The following is a 19,023-nucleotide window of genomic DNA, read 5'->3' as shown; positions in this document are numbered from 1 at the left end:
TGCCCGTGTGCAGGGCACGTTCCTGTTCGGCGTGTTTCCTCTGCAACTCGGGTGCGCCTGACCAGTCTTCGTACCCTCAAACCTCACCGGCACCGGTCTGGGCGGCGGGGGCGGGTCCGGCGTGGAGGATGTCGCGGGCCTGTTCGGCGGCGCGGGCGGTGCTTTCGGAGACGAAGTCCAGGAACCGGGCGATGTTCTCCAGGCGGGTGGCGGCGGGCGTGCCGGGGCGCAGGACGGGGACACCCTGGCGTGCGGTGGCCACGACCTGGGCGGTGGCGCGGGCGGTGGCCATCATGGACTGGTAGTAGACGTCGTCGTCGACGACGTAGCGCTCGCGCCGGCCCTCGCCGCGCTCCCGGCGCACGAAGCCCTGGCTCTCCAGGAAGGCGATCGCCTTGGAGACGGCGGCCGGGCTGACCTGGAGGTGCTGGACGAGCTCGGCCGCGGTGAGGCTGCCGGAGTCGGTGAGGACGAGGGCGGCCACCACCCGGGACATCATCGTGGGCATGCCCGAGCCGATCATGACGGTGGTGAACACCTCCTCGTAGGCGCGTACTTCACCGGCGTCGCGCCCGTGCGGCTGCGGGGGTGTGCGCGGGGTGCGGGGCGCGCTCCGTGTGCGGCGGTGGGCACGGTGCTCGGTGGCGCGGTGGGCGACGTCGGCGCGGTAGCCGGCCGGGCCGCCGTTGCGCGTCACCTCGCGGGTGATCGTCGAGGTCGGCCGCTCCAGGCGCCGGGCGATCTCGGCGTAGGCGAGGTTGTCGGCAAGCCCCAGGGCGATCTGGCGGCGTTCCTGCTGGGTGAGTCTGCCTCCCGGCATCGGCGGTCTCCTTCGTGGCCGGGGCCGGTGTCGGGCCCGCGGTGGTCGGCGAACGCCGCCGACTATAGCGTTCACGCCCATCTCATTGCAATGCAATGGGGTGGGGGTTGTTGCGTTAAGCGTGAGCCCATTGCTTCAACTTCCCCGCATCCACCTGCAATTATGGGGTTGCAACGCAACAAGTTCGTTGTCAGATCAGTGAATGCAACGTAGCGTTTCTGTCATCGGAAAGCGCGGGCCGCACGGGGCACGCGACACCGGACCAAGGAGCACACGATGCAGAAGTTCGACACCCCCGCCGCCGTCCGCACCGTCCTGGACATCCCCGCGGGCCGCATCCAGTTCATCGCCGCCGACCGCACCGACACCACCGTCGAGATCCGGCCCGCCGACCCCACCCGCGGCCGCGACGTGCAGGCGGCCGAGCAGACCCACGTCGCCTACGCCGACGGCGTCCTGCGCATCCAGGCCCCCGAGGCCAAGAACCGCCTCCTGGGCAGCACCGGTTCCGTCGAGGTCACCGTCCAGCTGCCCGCGGGATCCGGCGTCCGGGCCACGTCCTCCGCCGCCGAGTTCCGCGGCGTGGGACGCCTGGGCGAGGTCGCCTTCGACGGCGGCCACGGCTCGGTCAAGCTGGACGAGGCCACCAGCGCCCGCCTGACCGGCCTCGACGCGGACATCTGGGTCGGCCGCCTGAACGACGGCGGCGAGATCCGCACCCTGCGCGGCGACGTGCACATCGCCGAGGCCGTGCGCGGCGCGCTCGCACTGAGCACCGAGCAGGGCGACATCACCGTCACCGCCGCCCGCGGAGTCAGCGCCGCCATGGACGCCGGCACCTCCTACGGCCGCATCGACAACGCGCTGTACAACACCGGCGGCGCGCCCGCCCTGACCATCAAGGCCACCGTCGCCCAGGGCGACATCACCGCCCGCAGTCTCTGACCCCGGGCCCCCTTCCCCCCTTCTGGCTTCCCCTCTTCTCCCTCCGCGGCCCCCGACACGAAGGAGCTCACCTCATGACCGGCTTGGCCATCGCGGCACACGGGCTGCGCAAGTCCTACGGCGACAAGACCGTCCTGGACGGCATCGACCTGAGCGTCCCGGAAGGAACGGTCTTCGCCCTGCTGGGCCCCAACGGCGCCGGCAAGACCACCGCCGTCAAAATCCTCTCCACGCTCGTCCGCGCCGACGCCGGTGAGCTGTACGTCGCCGGCCACGACCTCGCCCACCAGGCCCAGGCCGCCCGCGCCTCGATCGGCGTCACCGGCCAGTTCTCCGCCGTCGACGGCCTGATCACCGGCGAGGAGAACATGCTCCTCATGGCGGACCTGCACCATCTGCCCCGGCGCGAGGGACGGTGGGTGGCCGCCGAACTCCTGGAACGCTTCGACCTCGTGGCGGCCGCGAAGAAACCCGCCGCCACCTACTCCGGCGGCATGAAACGCCGCCTGGACATCGCCATGACCCTGGTCGGCAGCCCCCGGATCATCTTCCTCGACGAACCCACCACCGGCCTGGACCCCCGCTCCCGCCACACCATGTGGGGCATCATCCGCGAACTGGTCACCGGCGGGGTGAGCGTCTTCCTCACCACCCAGTACCTGGAAGAGGCCGACGAACTCGCCGACCGCATCGCCGTACTCGACGACGGGAAGATCGCCGCCGAGGGCACCGCCCAGGAGCTGAAGCGCCTCGTCCCCGGCGGGCACGTGCGCCTGCGCTTCACCGACCCGGCCGCCCACCGCGCCGCCGCCGCGTCCCTGTCCGAGGCCGTCAGCGACGAGGAGGCCCTCACCCTCCAACTCCCCAGCGACGGCAGCCAGCGCGCCCTGCGCGCCCTGCTTGACCGCCTCGACCTGGCCGGCGTCGAGGCCGACGAACTGACCGTGCACACCCCCGACCTGGACGACGTCTTCTTCGCCCTCACCGCCCACACCACCCCCCGGCCCGCCCCCGCCAAGGAGACCGTCCGATGAGCTCCCTCTCCCTCGCCGTGCGCGACTCCTCCACGATGCTGCGCCGCAACCTCCTGCACGCCCGCCGCTACCCCTCGCTCACCCTCAACCTGCTGATGACCCCGGTCATGCTGTTGCTGCTGTTCGTCTACATCTTCGGCGACACCATGAGCGCCGGCGCGGGCCGCTCCGCCTACACCGCCTACATCGTGCCCGGCATCCTGCTGATGACCATCGGCTCCACCGTCATCGGCACCGCCGTCTCCATCTCCACCGACATGAACGAGGGCATCATCGCCCGCTTCCGCACCATGGCCATCCACCGCGGCTCCATCCTCTTCGGCCATGTCGTCGGCAGCGTCCTGCAGATCCTCATCAGCGTCGTCCTGGTCGGCGCCGTCGCCGTGGCGATGGGTTTTCGCTCCACCGACGCCACCGTCCGGGAATGGCTCGCGGCCTTCGGCCTGCTCGCCCTGGTCGCGCTGGCCTTCACCTGGATCGCGGTCGGCATGGGCCTGGGCAGCCCCAACGCGGAGGCGGCCGGCAACAACGCCATGCCGCTGATCCTGCTGCCGCTCATCTCCAGCGCCTTCGTCCCGCTGCACTCGATGCCGGGCTGGTTCCAGCCGATCGCCGAGTACCAGCCCTTCACACCCGCCATCGAGACCCTGCGCGGCCTGCTCCTGGGCACCTCGATCGGCAACAACGGCTGGCTCGCGCTGGGCTGGTGCCTGGCCCTGACCGTGCTGGGCTACTGCTGGTCCACCGCCCAGTTCAACCGCGACCCCAAGTAACCCCCCGCCCGCGTGCCCTTCGGTGCGCGGGCGGGCGGTCCGGGGGCTAGGCGAACGCCTCGTCGCGCAGCGTCGCCACCGCCTTCTCGATGCGCCGCCGGCGCGTCTCGGGCTTCTTCGCGCTCTCGATGGCGTGCACGTGTGCCCGCTTGCGGCTGGGTGACAGCCGGTCGTACACCTTGCGGGCGATCGCATCGGCGTCCAGCGCCTGGGTGAAGTCCTCCGGCTCGACCAGGACGCGGGGCTCGGTGTCCAGGGCGAGGTCGACCTCGACCTCCTCGCCGGTCTCGACCCCGGCCGCCTCCCGGTTGGCCTTGCTGAAGCCGATCAGGTGGCGGCCGCGCATGATGGCCAGCCGGCTGTTCCAGGAGTGCCCGTTGATGGTGATGGTCACGGCCGGCCGTTTGCCTCCGTCGAGCTTCTCCACGACCTCCGGAGGAACTTCCAGGCCCCGCATGGGCTCGGGAGGCTCGACGTAGGTTCGGAACTTCATCATCTGCTCCTGTCGAAGTGAGTGACCGTGCTGGGTCACATCCTGACCGGGGCGGGGCCCCTGGGGGCAGGGATCGGCGCCATCCGTGTGGCGGCAGACGGATGGCGGCAGACGGAAGGCAGACGGCAGGCAGGCGGCAGGCGGCCCGGGGAACGCGGCCCGCGGAACGCGTCAGCCGAAGTCCGGCTTGCGGTCCCGCGTGCGCTTGAGTTCGAAGAACCCGTCCGTCGCGGTGACCAGCAGCACCCCGTCCCACAGCCTGGCCGCGGCCTCGCCGCGCGGCACCGGGGTCACCACAGGACCGAAGAACGCGTTGCCGTCCACGGCGATCACCGGGGTGCCCACGTCGTAGCCGACCCGGTCCATGCCGGCGTGGTGCGAGGCGCGCAGCGCCGTGTCGTACTCGGTCGAGTCCATCGCCGCGGCCAGCTCCGCATCCAGCCCGGCCGCTCCCAGCGCCGCCTCCAGGGTGGCCCGGTCCTTGGGCGCCTTCTCGTGGTGGTAGCGCAGGCCCAGTTCGGTGTAGAGGCGGCCCAGCACCTGGGGCCCGTACTTCTGCTCGGCGGCGATACACACCCGCACCGGCCCGAAGCCCAGCCCCACCCGGTACTTGTGCGGCACGTCGCGCCCCTCGTTCAGGACGGCCAGGCTCATCACGTGCCAGCGGACACTGATCGGCCGCAGCTCCTGCACCTCGTTGATCCACCGCGAGGCGATCCACGCCCACGGGCACTGCGGGTCGAACCAGAAGTCGACGGCGCTCACGCTCTCCCCGGACACGCCGGCCTCCCTTCCCTCGCCATCGTGGACCTCTCTCCCGGTCACGCGGGGCCGGCCAAGGTGGTGGTGCGCAGCTCGCCGAGCACCTCCTCGGCGGCTTTGAGGGCGCCGGCCACGCACTGGCCGACCCCGACCCCGTCGTAGGCGGCGCCGCACACCGCGAGGCCGGGCTGGGCGGCGACCCCGGCCCGGATGCGCGCCACCCGCTCCAGATGCCCCACCGTGTACTGCGGCACCGCCCTCTCCCACCGGCTCACCCGGGAGGCCAGCGGCGTGCCGCTCACCCCGGTGACCTCGGCGAGTTCGGCGGCGGCGAGCGCGACGAGGTCGGCCTCGTCGCGGGCCAGCAGGTCCTCGCCGCCGCTGCCGCCGCCCTGGCAGCGCACGATGTCCACCTCGCCCGCCAGGTGCGGCCACTTCATGGTGGAGAACGTGACCACCTTCATCGCCCGCCCGTCCACCGCCGGCACCCGGTAGCCGCTGTGCCCCAGGCCGCGTACCGCATCAAGTGCCCTACGGGGAAAGGCGAGCGTGACGATGACGGAACCGGCGTGGGGGATCTCGGCGAGCGCGGTGGTGGCCCGGCCGGTCCCGGGAAGGCCGGCGAGCAGCGGGCCGGCCTGCGCCGCGGGCACGGCGACGATGACGGCGTCCGCGTCGAGGTGCTCGTCCCCGGCGGCGCCGTGCACGCTCACCCGCCAGCCGTCCTCGCGGCGTTCGAGCCCGCGCACCCTGCTCCCGGTGCGCACGGCCGAGCCGGGCGAGGCGGCGAGCAGGCCGTCCGCGAGGACCTGCGGCAGCGAGCCGAGCCCGCCGGTCAGGGTGGAGATGCCGGTGGTGGGCTCCTGCCCCGGCGGCAGCGGCTCCGGCAGCAGCGCGCCCGCCGCTTGTGCCAGCGAGGCGCGCCGCCGGGAGGCGCTCACCAGCGGGGTGAGGGTGGCCTCGAAGGACAGCTCGTCGGCGCGCCCGAAGTAGGCGTCCGACAGGAACGGGTCCACCAGGCGCTCCACGACCTCGCGGCCCAGGCGCCCGCCGACGACGTCCGCCACCGACCGGTCCTCCTCCCGCCCGGCCCGCGGCAGCGTCAGGTCCTCGCGGGCGCGGGCCACGCCCTCCTCGGAGAGGATGCCGGACTTGGCGAGCTCGTCCAGGTCGCAGGGCACGCCCATGAACTGACGCTCCAGCGGCGGCCGCAGCCGGCCCCCGCTCCACACCGCCATCGACTTGGTGCCCGCCGCCACGACGCGCTCCTCCAGGCCGGCGGCCTTGAGCAGCCGGGCGGTCTTGGGACGCCGGGCGTACGTCGACTCCGCGCCCTCGTCGATGACGACGCCCGCCAGCTCCGAGACGGCCAGCTGCCCGCCCAGCCGCCCGGCGCCCTCCAGGACGGTCACCCGCACCGGCTCCTCGCGCAGGAAGAACGCCGCCGCCAGGCCCGCGACGCCGCCCCCGACGACGACGACATGCGGAGCCGTGCCCGACCGAGCCATTCCGTTGTCCGCCATACGACCTGCTCCTTCGTGGATACGGTGTCGCATCAGTTTTGAAGGGCTGCCGATAGTCTCGGTTGAGCGGGAGTGGATCGGGCAACCCTCCCGCAACCCGCCTTATTCCAGGGCGACTTGGCTGCCGCGACGGCGCTCGGGTGCACCCGATTCATCCTCCACCCGCCGTCAACCGGAGCGCTGGACATTACCGCTGCGCACAACACACCCCGTGACAACATGAGGAGAGTGGTGGCATGCGGAAGGTCGTTTCCCAGGACGGCACAACGATCGCCTGTCGCAGCACCGGCGACGGCCCGCCGATCGTGCTGATGAACGGCGCGTTCCGCGACCACACCATCTTCGACGCCCTGGTCCCGGAGCTGGAGCCGCACTGCACCGTCCACGTCTACGACCGCCGGGGCAGGGGACAGAGCGGCGACGCCCCGCAGTACGCCGTCGAGCGCGAGATCGAGGACCTCGCGGCCATCATCGACGACGCCGGTGGCCAGGCGGTCGTGTTCGCCGGTTCCACCGGCGCGAACCTTGCCCTCGAAGCGGCCCTGGCCGGCGTGCCGATCACCAAACTCGCCCTGCACGAGCCCTACTTCCGCATCGCCCCCCACCCCAAGCCGCCCGCCGACTGCATGGACACCCTCAAGGCGCTGCTCGCCCAGGACCGGCGCGGGGAGACCGCGGAGTACTGGCTGCGCGAACTGCTCGGCCTGAGCGCCGAGACCATCGCCGACTGGCGCAAGGCGCCCCTGTGGGCGACGAACGAGGCCAACGCCCACACCCTGCTCTACGACACGACCATCCTCGGCGACTTCGAGGTGCCCGCCGCCCGCCTGGCGACCCTGCGGACACCGGCCCTGATCGTCAACAGCGACGCGACCGGCGACTGGCTGCGCGACGCGGCCCGCGCCACCGCGGCCGTCCTGCCCAACGGCTGGGGCATGCAGCTGCCCGGCTCCTGGCACCGCATCGACACCGACATCCTGGGCCGCGTCCTCGCCGGCTTCACCACCACCTGAAGGCCGCCGACGCCAGGCACCGCCCGAGGACTTGGTCCCCGGGCGGTACGGTGCTGCCTAGGCCACCGGAACCGTCCAGTTCTCGCCCAGCCACGCCTCCAGGGCGACCACGTCGGGGCGGATGCGGCGCAGTTCGGCCATGTCCGCGCTGTAGCCCTCCGTGTCGAGCCAGTCGAACATCGCGGCCAGGTCCGGGCGGGCCGCGCGCAGCGGTTCGAAGGACCGCTGCGCGTAGCGGACCGGGACGCCCGCCACCCGCCCGAACGCCTCGGCGATCTGCGGGCCGGTCAGCTCGGCACTGGCGATCTCGACCCGCCGGCCCAGCCACGCCTGCGGATCGCCGAAGGCGTCCGCGGCGAACGCCCCGATGTCGCTGGTCGCGATCACCTGGACCGGGACCTCGGGGCGCAGCCACAGGCCCAGGACCAGTTCGCCGCCGGCCGGCTTGGGGCCGAGGTCCAGGAGGATGTCGTAGAACATGGTCGGCCGCAGCACCGTCGCCGGCAGGCCGAGCTTGTCGATGTGCTGCTCGATGTGCCATTTGCTGCGGAAGTGCGGGATGACCTCGCAGCGGTCCGCGCCGCCCACCGAGCTGTACACGAAGTGGGCCACGCCCGCCTCGGCGGCCGCGTCCGCCACCGCCTTGCCCTGGCGCTCCTCCGCGGCCACCCCGCCCGGGCCCCGGAACGTCTGGACGCTGAAAACGCCCTGGACGCCCCGCATCGCCGCCCGCAGCGACGCCGTGTCCTCCAGGTCCCCGCGCACGAGCACCGCACCCGCCTCGGCGAGCGCGCGCGCCGCGGGAGCCTGCGGATCGCGCACCAGCGCCTGCACGCGGCGTCCCCGGCCCAGCAGAGCGCGGGCCGTCGCACCTCCCTGCCGGCCGGTTCCGCCCAGCACCAGGACCGTTCCGTCTACCGCCACCGTATTCCTCCGTCGTGAAAGATGTGCCGCCAAAGGTGCCGTGCAAAAAAGGAGGGGCGGCCGCCGCCGGTCCGGCTCGTGCGGCCGCCCTTTCCGCCCCGCCTGTTCCAAATCCCGTTTTGGGAAGGGGAATTCAGGAAGGGGAATTCAGGAAGCGGAATTCAGGAAGCGGAACCCTCGGTGACACGCTGATCGAGAATGCGGGAGACCGCGTTCGCCAGCAGCTGCGCCGCCTGGTCGGCGCCGCCCATGCTGCGCCACGCCACATGGTTGTCGGGCCGCACCAGGATCGCGCCGTCCGGGGCGATCTCGCGCACCCGCGCCCAGCCGCCCTCGGCGTCGGTGAACTCCGCGCCCGCGCCGATCCGGACCGGCCGGATGGGCAGCGACAGCTTCTCCGCCACCTGCGCGGCCGCCTCCGCCCACGCGCCGCCCTCGGCCCCGGTGATCAGGACGAACCCGGCCGGGGAGCCGGTCAGGTCGTGGGTCGACAGGCGCCGGCCGTCCTGCTCGAGCCAGGCGTGCGGAAGGCGGTGCCCGGGCCGCGTCGTGGGCTGGTACACATCGCGCATCGCCACCCGCGCGGGCGGCTCGCTGCCGTCGGGCACCAGCGCGCCCTGCTCGTAGTGGAAGCCGATCTCGAAGTCGTGCGCCTGGCAGCCGGCCCGGTGGGTGTCCAGGATCTCCGCGGTCCGGGCCCGCACCACCTCACCGATGGGGGAGGGGTCGAAGTACGAGGCGAACATCCGCTGACGGCGCTGCGCGGGGGCGTGCGGGCCAAGGCCCACCGCGTCCAGCACGGCCTGGTGGTGGGAGGCGGCCGAGACCGCCCAGTCGACGTTCAGCTGGCACACCGGGCGCCGCTCCGCCTCGTAGGTGTCAAGGAGGCTGTCGTCGGCGCGGCCGTCCAGGACCGCGGCCAGCTTCCACGCCAGGTTGTGCGCGTCCTGGATGCCGGAGTTCAGGCCCAGGCCCACGGTGGGCGGCTGGCGGTGCGCGGAGTCGCCGGCCAGCAGCACCCGCCCCTTGCGGTAGCGCTCGGCGACCAGCGCCTGCACCGTCCAGTTCGTCACGTGGTGCAGCTCCAGCTCCAGCTCGGGCAGGCCGAGCAGTTCACGGACCCGGGCCACCACCGACTCCTCGTCCAGGTGGTCGGCGTCCATCGGCGGGAAGTGCAGCACCCACTCCTCGCAGGCCTTGCCCCAGCTGGGCCCCATCTCGATGAGGTTGCTGCACAGGTCCGGGTCGTGGGCGTTGAGGAAGTGGGTGAGCAGGGTGCCCTCCTGCCACCACTGCGACAGGTCGGCGGTGAAGTACGCGGTCGTCACGTCGAGCAGCGCGGGCACGCCCCGCATCTCCACGCCCAACGCGCCGCCGACCGTGCGGCCGCCGTCGGCGCCGATCATGTAGCGGGCGGTGACCGTGGTGGTCTCGCCGGTGGCCCGCTCGCGGACCTCGGCGACCACCCGGTCGCCCTCGTCAGTGAAGCCGGTCATCTCGTGGCCGAACAGGATGCGCCCGGGGCGGCGCTGTTCGGCGGTGGCGCGCAGGATCGGCTCCAGGCGGACCTGCGGCAGCTTCACCGGCAGGACGGGCCCGGCCGCCGCGTACCGCGCGCGCAGCGAACCGCCGCCGAAGGCGTCGATCTCGTGGAGGTGCTGCGCGTCCATCGGCCCGTCGCCGGCCAGCGAGGTCAGCCAGCGCAGCTTCCCGAACAGCTCCAGGGGCGCGCCCTGTTCCACCATCGGCCCGTCGAGCCCGTGCTGACGGAAGATCTCCATCGTGCGCTGGTTGAGGTAGTGCGCCTTGGGCACGTGCGCGGTGTCCGCGTGCCGTTCGACGAGCAGGTGGTCCACACCGTGGTCGGACAGGAAGTTGGAGGCGGCAAGACCGCATCCGCCGCCGCCCACGATAAGAACCGGAACCTCGACTGTTCCCATTTTCGTCCTTCCGGAAGGTGACAGTCCCACGCTCACGGAAACTGCCGAATGTGCCGGGAATGAAAGTGCGTTGAGCTGTCCGGAGATGCTTTCGCGTGTCTCACCGGCGCCGGGCGGCGTCCGCCAGCGCGCGGTGCAGACGCTCGTCCTCGGTCTGGCCGGCCTCCCACTGCACGCCGAGGGCGAAGGGGTGGCCCACCGCCTCGACCGCCTCGACGACGCCGTCCGGCGTGCGGGCGGTGGCGGCCAGGTGCTCGCCGATGCGGTCCACGGCCTGGTGGTGGTGGCAGGCGGTCTTGGGGGTGTCGTCGCCGTAGACCCGCGCGATACGGCTGCCGGATCGAAGGTCAAGGACGTGCCGGCCGAACTCGAAGCCGGCGCCCTGCGGGCGGTGGGCGTCGGTGCCGGTGACCTCCGGCAGATGCTGGTGCAGGGTGCCCCCGCAGCGCACGTTGAGCAGCTGCATGCCCCGGCAGATGGCCAGCAGCGGCAGCTCGGCCGCCAACGCCGCGCCGATCAGCGCGAGTTCGGCGCGGTCCAGCTCCGTGCTCGCGACCCGGGTCAGCGGGTGGCGCTCCTGCCCGTACAGCGCCGGATCGATGTCCGGGCCGCCCGGCACGAGCAGCCCCTGCAGACCGTCGAGCAGCTGCTCGACGCCGGGCCGCACCGGCAGCACGACCGGGACGCAGCCCGCCGCGGCCAGGAAGTCCACGTGCGACTGGAGCGAGAGGCTGACGACCATGTCGGTGCCCTGCAAGGTGACCGGGACCGTGCGTGCGGTGATCCCGACCACCGGCGGCTTCGCTGCGTTCATGTCCACCTGTCCCTGGTTCTCAGTAGTCCCTGGTCCTGGTTCTCAGTCCGCGGGGTCCGGCTCGGGGTCCGGCTCGGGGTCCGGCGACACGTGGACGAAGCCGTCCTCGACCTTCACCCGGTAGGTGGCGATCGGCCGGGTCGCCGGCGGGTTCACGGGCTGCCCGGTGCGCAGGTCGAAGCACGAGCCGTGCAGCCAGCACTCGATGGTGGTGCCGTAGACCTCCCCCTCGGCGAGGGAGACCTCGGCGTGCGAGCACAGGTCGCTGACCGCGTACACGGTGTCGTCCCTGCGTACCAGTGCGACCGGCGCGTCCCCGACCTCCACCGCGAGCGCGCCGCCGGCCGGGATCTTGTCCACCGGACAAACCTTGATGAAGCTCATCGCTCCCGCTCTCCTCCACACTCGGGGATCCGGCATCGGGGTCCGGAAACAGGGGCCCGGAAACAGGGGCCCGAAAAACAGGGGCCCGGAATCAGGAGTCCGGTCTCTGCCGGATCTCCACGCGCCGGGCCACACGTTCCGCTGCGGCTCTTGAGGATGACCCGAGCTCAGGACGAGGTTCATCGGAGCCCGCGGCGCCCGCGGCGCACCTGCTACCAGGGCACCGGCCCGTCCTCCGACAGGGAGGCACCCGTGGGCCCCGCCGCGTCCAGGAGCGCCAGCCGTACCGCGATCACGGCGCCCTGGGCGGGCGTGCGCTGCCCCCGGTGGCCGTTGATGTCGGTGGCCACCACGCCGGGGTGGGCCGCGTTCACCTTGATCGGCGTGTCCCGCAGCTCCTTGGCGTAGGCGAGGGTGAGCGCGTTCAGCGCGGTCTTGGAGGACTGGTAGGCGAGCATGTTGACGTGGGCCATGGGGGAGGCCGGGTCGGCGTTGAGGGCGAGTGATCCCAGGTGGCTGGACATGTTGACGATGCGCCCGGCCGGCGCGCGGCGCAGCAGCGGCAGCATCGCGTTGGTCACCGTGACCACGCCGAAGACGTTGGTCTCGTACACCTCCCGCAGGTCGCCCGCGGCCGCCAGGCTGGGCGCGCCGGTGAACCGCCCGGCGATCCCGGCGTTGTTGACCAGGATGTCCAGGCGGCCGTAGCGCTCTTCGATGAGGGCGGCGGCCTCGGCCACGCAGGCCTCGTCGCGCACGTCGATACGCAGCGGCACCGCCGTGATGCCGCACTCCGCCAGCGCGGTGCTCGCCTGCTTGCCGCGCACCTCGTCCCGGGCGCCGACCAGGACGACGGCTCCCCGCTCGCCCAGCTGCCGTGCGGTCTCCTGCCCGATGCCCTTGTTGGCGCCGGTGATGAGCGCGATCTTCTCGAGGGGCACGTCTGTCATCCCTTCTGTCGTCAAGGGGGTTCCGTCGTAAAGGAAGGGGTGGGGGTGGGTCACGCCATGCGCGGTGAGCCCACCGAAGAGTCACACAGTTCGCCCGGCACTCCCCGACGCCGTCGTGAACGCCGGGGATGTTCAACTGCGGACACGGCGCGGTCGAACACCGGGCGTACGCCGCCCTGTTCGCCCGGCACTTGCACGGACGCCCGGGGCGGCGGCAGCCTGGTGGGCCGGCACTCGCCGCCGCCCGCCCCGCCCTACCTCCGTGCCCCCGTGCCCCCTGTCGCCGGGCGGCGCCGGAGCGGTGACGGCGCGGGCCCGACTCACAGGAGACGCCCCGATGCCACCCCGGATGAACAACCCTTCGCTGGTCGTGCCCGACGCCCTGCAGCCCCTGCTCGACCTGACCGCGGTCATCGGCAAGGTCGGCGTCCCCCAGCGGACGCTCGACCTCATCCGGCTGCGGGTGAGCCAGATCAACGGCCGCATCTACACGATCCCCGACGACCTGGGGCAGGCCGCCGAGGCCGACACCCGCCTGCCCCAGGTCGCCGAGTGGCGCGAGGCGACCTGCTTCACCCCCGCCGAGCGCGCCGCGCTGGCGCTGGCCGAGGACGCCACCGAGCTCAGCGGCCGGGAGGACGCGGTGCCCGACGAGGTCTGGCAGGACGCGGCCGCCCACTACACCGAGGAGGAACTGGCCTCCCTGGTCGTCCACATCGGCCTGGTCAACTGCTGGAACCGCATCAACGTCGCCACCCGGCAGGTGCCCGCGGCCTGGCGCTGACCCGCCCGCACGCCGCCCCGGGCCCGCCCGTGGCGCTGACCCGTCCCGCACGCCGCCCCGGACCCGGCCCGTGCGGTGACGAGGGCCTGTCACATCTGCGCGCCGCCGGGCGTCATAGCAGTGACGGCCGGCCCCTCATGCACCACCTGACCACCCCGCCGCAGGGAAGGAACCGCACCGTGTTGAAGCTCATCAACGCCGGTCTCGGCAGGACCGGGACCACGTCACTGCAGGTGGCGCTGGAACAGCTCGGTTACGGCCCCTGCTACCACATGTTCGACATCGTGGGCGACGAGAAGCGCCTGGAGCAGTGGGAACGCATCATCTGCGAGGGACAGCAGCCCGACTGGGACGCGGTGTTCGAGGGCTACACCTCCGCGGTGGACGGCCCGCCCTCCTTCTACTACGACCAGATCATCAAGGCCTTCCCCCAAGCCAAGGTCGTCCTGACGGTGCGCGACGCGGACGGCTGGTACGAGAGCACGTACAACACGCTGTACCAGTTCGTCCTGAAGAACAAGGAGACCCCGCCCGAGCAGGGGACCCGCCAGGCCCGGGTCTTCCGCATGACCAACGTCATGACCTGGGAGGGGCTGTTCAAGGGCCGGTTCTCCGACAAGGACCACGCCATCGAGGTCTACCACCGCCGCAACCAGGAGATCATCGACGCGGTCCCCGCGGACAACCTCCTGGTCTACGACGTCACCCAGGGCTGGGAACCGCTGTGCACGTTCCTGGGCACCGACACCCCGGCGACGGAGTTCCCGCACGCCAACACCACCGCGAACATGCGCGAGCGGATGCAGCAGATGGCCGCCGGCGGCCCGCCCGCCCCCGGCAGCGCGCGATAACACCACCCGCACCGCACCCTTTTCTTTCCTTTCCCCCGCGGACAGCCCATTACCGGCTGACCGCGGGGGCTTTTTTCGTGTGCGGCGGACAAGTCCCGCTGTTCCGGCCCGATACCGCCGTTCCAGCCCCGCTCGACCGCCGGTCATTGTTCAACCGTAGTTGTTTTCACGCCACTTCCCGCACCCGATAGTCTCGCGCCGCCCCCTGGACCCGCCCGAGAAAATCGGCTTCGCCGGCCTGCCCGCATATCGGCCCGGCGGCGTATCTGCCTCAAGAAGGGGATTACGTGAGGAAGTTCCTAGCAATTACGGCGGCGGCCGCCACTGCCCTGGCGGGAACGGTCGCCGCGGCGCCCGCGAAAGCCTCGCCCGAGCGGCCGGTGTCCACCATTGCCTGGTCGCCCTGCCCGGACAACGACCCCGTCGTCGGCGGCCTGCTCAAGGGCCTCGAATGCGGCACGCTCGCCGTCCCGCTCGACCACACCAAGCCCCGGGGCCGCACGCTCGAGCTGGCGCTGACCCGCGCCCGGCACACCGCCCCCGACGCGCAGTACCAGGGCATCGTGCTGCTCAACCGCGGCCAGTGGCCCGGCCAGTTCGGCCGCGACCTGCCCACCCGGTTCGCCAAGGGCACCTCCGGACTCTCCCCGGCCGTCGGCGCCACCTACGACTGGATCGGCTTCGACCCGCGCGGCACCGGCGCCAGCGAACCGCAGATCACCTGCGCGCCGGAGTACGTCTGGCCCGGCCGGGCCCGCGCCGACCTGGTGCCCCGCACCGCCGCCGAGGAAAACGCCTGGCGCACCAAGGCCCGCGCCTTCGCCGCCAGCTGCGGCCGCGCCCACGGCGACACCCTCAACTACTTGAGCACCAAGGACACCGCCCGCGACCTGGACCTGATCCGCAGCGCCCTGGGCCAGGAGCAACTGACCTACTTCGGCTGGGACTACGGCACCTACCTCGGCTCGGTCTACGCCTCGATGTTCCCCCACCGGGTGCGCCGGATGGTCCTGGACACCGTGATGCTGCCCGGCGACGGCTGGTACAAGAACGTCCTGGACCAGAACGCGACCTTCGAGAAGAGCGCCGAGAACTACTTCTCCTGGATCGCCCGCAACGATGCGACCTACCACCTGGGCACCACCCGCGCCGCCGTCGAGGCGAAGTACTACGAGGGCATGGACAGGCTGCGCACGGCCCCCCTGGACGGCAAGATCGGCCCGGCCGAGTACACCGAGGTCTTCCTCATCGACCTCTACCGCCGCTCCGCCTGGAGCGGCCACACCAAGGCCCTGGCCGACTGGGTGCTGCGCGGCGACGCCACCGGCCTGAAGGCCGCCTTCAACGAGCCGGGCTACCCCACCCAGAACAAGCAGGCCATGTACAACGCGGTGCAGTGCACCGACACGCCCTGGCCGCGCGACTGGCAGCGCTGGCACCGCGACTACAGCCGCGACTACCGCTCCGGCAACACCTTCCTGACCTGGTATAACGCCTGGTACAACGCGCCGTGCGCGTTCTGGCCGGCGCCCGCGGGCACCCCGCAGAAGATCGGCGCCGAGAACGTCGACGCCCTGGTCGTGCAGGGCGAGCACGTCGCCGGGTCCCCGCTGGCCGGCGCCCGCGACATGCACCGCAGGTTCCCCGACTCCCGGCTGCTGGTGGAGCAGGGCGGCTACGAGCACGAGACGTCCCTGTCCCGCAACGCCAACACCTGCATCAACACCGTGGTCGACGCCTACCTCAAGGACGGCAGCCGCCCGGCCGCCGCCAGGGGCGCCGACGCCGTCTGCCAGGCGGGCCCGCCGCCGGACCCCGCCCCGTAGAAAAAAGCCCGTAGAAATCGCCTATGAAGTCCGCCCGCCGCGTTCAACCGTGGAAAATCAGCGGTTGAACGCGCGGGCGGGCGCCCCGACTTATGAATTCAGTACCGTCATTGCAGCCGAACATGCTGATGTGTAGTTTGACATCGACGATTCCTCAGCCGCCCCGCGTGGAAGGTCAACAATGGAAACTGGCGTAATAATTGTCGGTGCCGGTCCGGTCGGATTGATGCTGGCCGGCGAACTCCACCTGGGCGGTGTGAATGTCACCGTCTTCGACAAACTCCCCGCCCCCTCCGGGGAATCCCGTGCGCTCGGCTTCAACCGGCGCGCGGCGGAAACCCTCGACCAGCGCGGACTCCTGGCCGGGCTCGGTGCGTTCCGGTGGGGCCCGATGGGCCACTTCGGCGGCGTCCGTTTCGACCTGGGCATGCTGGAGGAGGACCACAGCGGCGTCCTGGGACTCTCCCAGGCCCGCACCGAGGACATGCTGGCCGCCCGGCTCACCGAGCTGGGGGTGGTGGTGCACCGCGGGGTCGAGGTCACCGGGGTGCACGAGGAGAGCGACGGCGTCGTCGTCACCTGCCAGGGGCCCGAGGGCCCCGGCGAACACCGCGCCCGCTACGTGGTGGGCTGCGACGGCCCGCACAGCACCGTCCGCGCGGCCGCCAACATCCCCGCCCGCCACTGGGAGGCCACCCGCGGCATGTACACCGCGGAGCTCACCGGGGTCACGCTGCGCCCGCGGCCCATCGGGGAACGCCTGCCCGGCGGCCACATGGTGGTGTGCACCCCGCTGGGCGAGGGCCGCTGCCGCATCGTCGTCCACGACAAGGACCTGCCCCCACACCAGGACCCCGCCACACTGACGTTCCCCCAGATCGCCGACGCCTGGCAGAAGTTGACCGGCGAGGACATCCACCACGCGAGCGCGCAGTGGATGTGGGCCTGCAACAACGCGGCCGCCCTGGCCACGGAGTACCGGCGCGGGCGGGTGCTGCTGGCGGGCGATGCCGCACACGCCATGCCGCCGCTGGCCGCCTGGGGACTGAGCGCCGGGCTGCAGGACGCGGCGAACCTGGGCTGGAAGCTGGCCGCGCACCTGGCCGGCCGGGCGCCGGAGCACCTGCTGGACACCTACCACGGCGAACGCCACCCCGTCGGGGAGCAGTTGATCCGCAACGCGCAGGCGGCGTCGATGCTCTACCTCGGCGACGCCGCCATGGATCCGCTGCGCGGCGTGCTGGGCGAGCTGATGGAGCACAAGGAGGCCGCCGGGCAGCTGGCCGGCATCGTCAGCGGGCTGGGCATCGGCTACGACCTGGGGCCGGGGGAGCACCCCCTGCTGGGCCGGCGCATGCCGCCGCAGCAGGAACTGACCCGCCCCGAGGGCACCCGCACCCGCGTCGCGGAGCTGCTGCACAGCGCCCGCGGCGTCCTCATCCTCACCGAAGGCACCGCCGCCGCGGACAAGACGGCCCACCTGGCCGCCGACTGGAGCGACCGCGTCGACGTCGTCACCGCCACCTGGACCACGAAAGCGGCCACAGCGACCGAGGCGGTCCTCATCCGCCCCGACGGCTACGTCGCCTGGACCGCGCCGGGCAGCGACCGCGACCTGACCGACGTCCTTGGCCACTGGTTCGGCACCCCCGGCACCACCCACCGAACAGGAGCGCGAGCATGAGCAGGGACGTGATCGTCGTCGGCGCGGGCCCGGTCGGACTGATGATGGCCGGCGAACTGCGCCTGGTCGGCGCGGATGTCGTCGTCTACGAGAAGCTGCCCGCCCCGGCCCGCGAGTCCCGCGGCGCCAGCCTCACCCGCCGCGCCGTCGAGAGCTTCGACCAGCGCGGCCTGCTCGCCCGGCTCGGCGCCACCGAGCCCGCCGACGCCCACTTCGGCGGGGTGCCCATCGACCTGGACCTCCTGGAGGAGGACCACAGCGGCGCCCGGGGCGTCTCGCAGTTCCGCACCGAGCGGATGCTGGAGGACTGGGCGGGCGACCTCGGCGTGCCCATCCGCCGCGGATACGAGGTCACCGACCTGGACCAGAGCCCCGACGGCGTCGAGGTGACCCTGAAGGGGCCACAGGGACCCGGCCGCGACAGCGCCCGCTACCTGATCGGCTGCGACGGCGGGCGCAGCACCGTCCGCAAGCTGGCCGGCATCGACTTCACCGGCCCCGAGCCCACCCGCGGCTTCTACACGGCCGATGTGACCGGCATCGAGACCCGCCGCCGGCGCATCGGGGAGAACCTCCCCGACGGCAGCATGATCATGGCGATGGACCTGGAGGACGGCGTCACCCGGGTGGTCGCCTACGAGCGCGGCATGCGCCCCAAGGACCGCGAGGCCCTCTCCTACGCCGAACTGGCCGACGCCTGGCAGCGGCTGACCGGCGAGTCCATCCACCACGGGCAGTGCCGCTGGATCAGCTGCTTCACCGACGCCTCCCGGGTGGCCGCCCACTACCGGCGCGGCCGGATCTTCCTGGCGGGCGATGCCACCCACGTCCAGCCGCCCGCCATGGCCCAGGGGCTGAGCGTGGGCGTGCAGGACGCGGTGAACCTGGGCTGGAAACTGGCCGCGGTGCTGGCCGGCCACGCCCCCGACACCCTCCTGGACACCTACCACGCCGAGCGCCACCCGATCGGAGAGCAACTGGCGCGCAACGCCCGCGCCGCGATCGAACTGCGCCTGACCGGCCAGGAGATGGCCCCGCTGCGCGAGGTACTGGGCGAACTGCTCACCCACAAGGACGCGGCCGCCCACCTGGCCGGCGTCCTCAGCGGCCTGGGCATCCGCTACGACATGGGCCCGGGCGCCCACCCCCTGCTGGGCCGGCGCATGCCGCCGCGGCAGGAACTGACCCGCCCCGACGGCACCCGCACCCGCGTCGCCGAACTGCTGCATCCCGCCCGCGGCGTACTGATCACCACCGACGGCGCGGACGGCACCGGCGGCAAGGCGGCCCAGCTCGCCAAGGACTGGACGCACCGCATCGACCTCGTCACCGCCACCTGGAGCACCCACCCCGCAGGCCCGGCCCCGCAGGCCCTCCTCATCCGGCCCGACGGCTACGTCGCCTGGACCGCGCCCGGCAGCGACAGCGACCTCACCGACGCACTGACCCGCTGGTTCGGCGCCCCGCACCCGCCCGCCCGGCCGCTCTGACCCGCGCACCCCG

The 19,023-nt window shown here is 72.3% G+C and carries 18 protein-coding genes; 9 read left to right on the top strand and 9 right to left on the bottom strand.

Annotated elements, in window-relative coordinates:
- Positions 1 to 76 precede the first annotated feature (76 nt).
- Positions 77 to 820: a helix-turn-helix domain-containing protein gene (locus NOO62_RS39180; RefSeq protein ID WP_414930746.1), complete on the bottom strand. Its 744-nt coding sequence runs from the start codon at positions 818 to 820 to the stop codon at positions 77 to 79.
- A 276-nt stretch (positions 821 to 1,096) separates the two neighbouring features.
- Here NOO62_RS39180 and NOO62_RS00365 point away from each other — a divergent pair, with 276 nt between their 5' ends.
- From NOO62_RS00365 to NOO62_RS00355, 3 genes are all read left to right on the top strand, one after another.
- Positions 1,097 to 1,765 (top strand): DUF4097 family beta strand repeat-containing protein, encoded by a 669-nt coding sequence (locus NOO62_RS00365; RefSeq protein ID WP_268768862.1) that lies wholly within the window; start codon positions 1,097 to 1,099, stop codon positions 1,763 to 1,765.
- 74 nt (positions 1,766 to 1,839) lie between these two features.
- Entirely contained in the window at positions 1,840 to 2,799 is a 960-nt protein-coding gene (locus NOO62_RS00360; protein ID WP_268768861.1) for an ATP-binding cassette domain-containing protein, read from the top strand.
- Positions 2,796 to 3,572 carry an ABC transporter permease gene (locus NOO62_RS00355; RefSeq protein ID WP_268768860.1) on the top strand — a complete coding sequence of 259 codons (777 nt, stop codon included), beginning with the start codon at positions 2,796 to 2,798 and terminating at the stop codon, positions 3,570 to 3,572. The genes NOO62_RS00360 and NOO62_RS00355 overlap by 4 nt, the downstream gene beginning before the upstream one ends.
- A 46-nt stretch (positions 3,573 to 3,618) precedes the next feature.
- Here NOO62_RS00355 and NOO62_RS00350 read toward each other — a convergent pair whose 3' ends face one another.
- The 3 genes from NOO62_RS00350 to hemG form a co-directional block, all read right to left on the bottom strand.
- Positions 3,619 to 4,065, bottom strand: coding sequence for a YdeI/OmpD-associated family protein (locus NOO62_RS00350; protein WP_268768858.1), 447 nt, complete (start codon positions 4,063 to 4,065; stop codon positions 3,619 to 3,621).
- Positions 4,066 to 4,236: 171 nt separating this feature from the next.
- The gene (locus tag NOO62_RS00345) at positions 4,237 to 4,845 is read right to left on the bottom strand and encodes a DsbA family protein (RefSeq protein WP_268768857.1); all 609 of its coding nucleotides are present in this window, start codon (positions 4,843 to 4,845) and stop codon (positions 4,237 to 4,239) included.
- A gap of 41 nt (positions 4,846 to 4,886) precedes the next feature.
- Positions 4,887 to 6,350, bottom strand: coding sequence for a protoporphyrinogen oxidase (hemG, locus tag NOO62_RS00340; protein WP_268768856.1), 1,464 nt, complete (start codon positions 6,348 to 6,350; stop codon positions 4,887 to 4,889).
- Positions 6,351 to 6,586: 236 nt separating this feature from the next.
- Here hemG and NOO62_RS00335 point away from each other — a divergent pair, with 236 nt between their 5' ends.
- Positions 6,587 to 7,363, top strand: a complete 777-nt coding sequence (locus tag NOO62_RS00335; RefSeq protein ID WP_268768855.1) for an alpha/beta fold hydrolase — start codon at positions 6,587 to 6,589, stop codon at positions 7,361 to 7,363.
- 57 nt (positions 7,364 to 7,420) lie between these two features.
- Here NOO62_RS00335 and NOO62_RS00330 read toward each other — a convergent pair whose 3' ends face one another.
- From NOO62_RS00330 to NOO62_RS00310, 5 genes are all read right to left on the bottom strand, one after another.
- Positions 7,421 to 8,287 carry an NmrA/HSCARG family protein gene (locus NOO62_RS00330; protein ID WP_268768854.1) on the bottom strand — a complete coding sequence of 289 codons (867 nt, stop codon included), beginning with the start codon at positions 8,285 to 8,287 and terminating at the stop codon, positions 7,421 to 7,423.
- A 161-nt stretch (positions 8,288 to 8,448) separates the two neighbouring features.
- A complete protein-coding gene (locus tag NOO62_RS00325) occupies positions 8,449 to 10,227 on the bottom strand; it encodes an FAD-dependent monooxygenase (protein WP_268768853.1) in 1,779 nt (592 codons plus the stop codon).
- A gap of 100 nt (positions 10,228 to 10,327) precedes the next feature.
- Entirely contained in the window at positions 10,328 to 11,041 is a 714-nt protein-coding gene (locus NOO62_RS00320; RefSeq protein ID WP_268768852.1) for a gamma-glutamyl-gamma-aminobutyrate hydrolase family protein, read from the bottom strand.
- A gap of 42 nt (positions 11,042 to 11,083) precedes the next feature.
- Positions 11,084 to 11,425, bottom strand: a complete 342-nt coding sequence (locus NOO62_RS00315; RefSeq protein WP_268768851.1) for a non-heme iron oxygenase ferredoxin subunit — start codon at positions 11,423 to 11,425, stop codon at positions 11,084 to 11,086.
- A gap of 212 nt (positions 11,426 to 11,637) precedes the next feature.
- The gene (locus tag NOO62_RS00310) at positions 11,638 to 12,375 is read right to left on the bottom strand and encodes an SDR family oxidoreductase (RefSeq protein ID WP_268768850.1); all 738 of its coding nucleotides are present in this window, start codon (positions 12,373 to 12,375) and stop codon (positions 11,638 to 11,640) included.
- Between the two features lie 337 nt (positions 12,376 to 12,712).
- On the opposite strand from NOO62_RS00310, the gene NOO62_RS00305 reads away from it, so the two are divergent.
- The 5 genes from NOO62_RS00305 (at position 12,713) to NOO62_RS00285 (ending at position 19,010) form a co-directional block, all read left to right on the top strand.
- The gene (locus NOO62_RS00305; protein WP_268768849.1) at positions 12,713 to 13,159 is read left to right on the top strand and encodes a carboxymuconolactone decarboxylase family protein; all 447 of its coding nucleotides are present in this window, start codon (positions 12,713 to 12,715) and stop codon (positions 13,157 to 13,159) included.
- Positions 13,160 to 13,338: 179 nt separating this feature from the next.
- Positions 13,339 to 14,010 carry a sulfotransferase family protein gene (locus tag NOO62_RS00300; protein WP_268768848.1) on the top strand — a complete coding sequence of 224 codons (672 nt, stop codon included), beginning with the start codon at positions 13,339 to 13,341 and terminating at the stop codon, positions 14,008 to 14,010.
- Between the two features lie 287 nt (positions 14,011 to 14,297).
- A complete protein-coding gene (locus NOO62_RS00295; protein WP_268768847.1) occupies positions 14,298 to 15,836 on the top strand; it encodes an alpha/beta fold hydrolase in 1,539 nt (512 codons plus the stop codon).
- Between the two features lie 181 nt (positions 15,837 to 16,017).
- Positions 16,018 to 17,520 (top strand): FAD-dependent monooxygenase, encoded by a 1,503-nt coding sequence (locus tag NOO62_RS00290; protein WP_268768846.1) that lies wholly within the window; start codon positions 16,018 to 16,020, stop codon positions 17,518 to 17,520.
- Complete coding sequence (locus NOO62_RS00285; RefSeq protein ID WP_268768845.1) at positions 17,517 to 19,010, top strand: FAD-dependent monooxygenase; 1,494 nt, start codon at positions 17,517 to 17,519, stop codon at positions 19,008 to 19,010. Before NOO62_RS00290 ends, NOO62_RS00285 begins: the two co-directional genes overlap by 4 nt.
- The last annotated feature ends 13 nt before the right edge of the window (positions 19,011 to 19,023 follow it).

This window comes from Streptomyces sp. Je 1-369 (genome assembly GCF_026810505.1).
GTDB lineage: Bacteria > Actinomycetota > Actinomycetes > Streptomycetales > Streptomycetaceae > Streptomyces.
The sequence above is the reverse complement of the archived record's forward strand: the minus strand, read 5'-3'. Positions and strand labels throughout refer to the sequence as shown.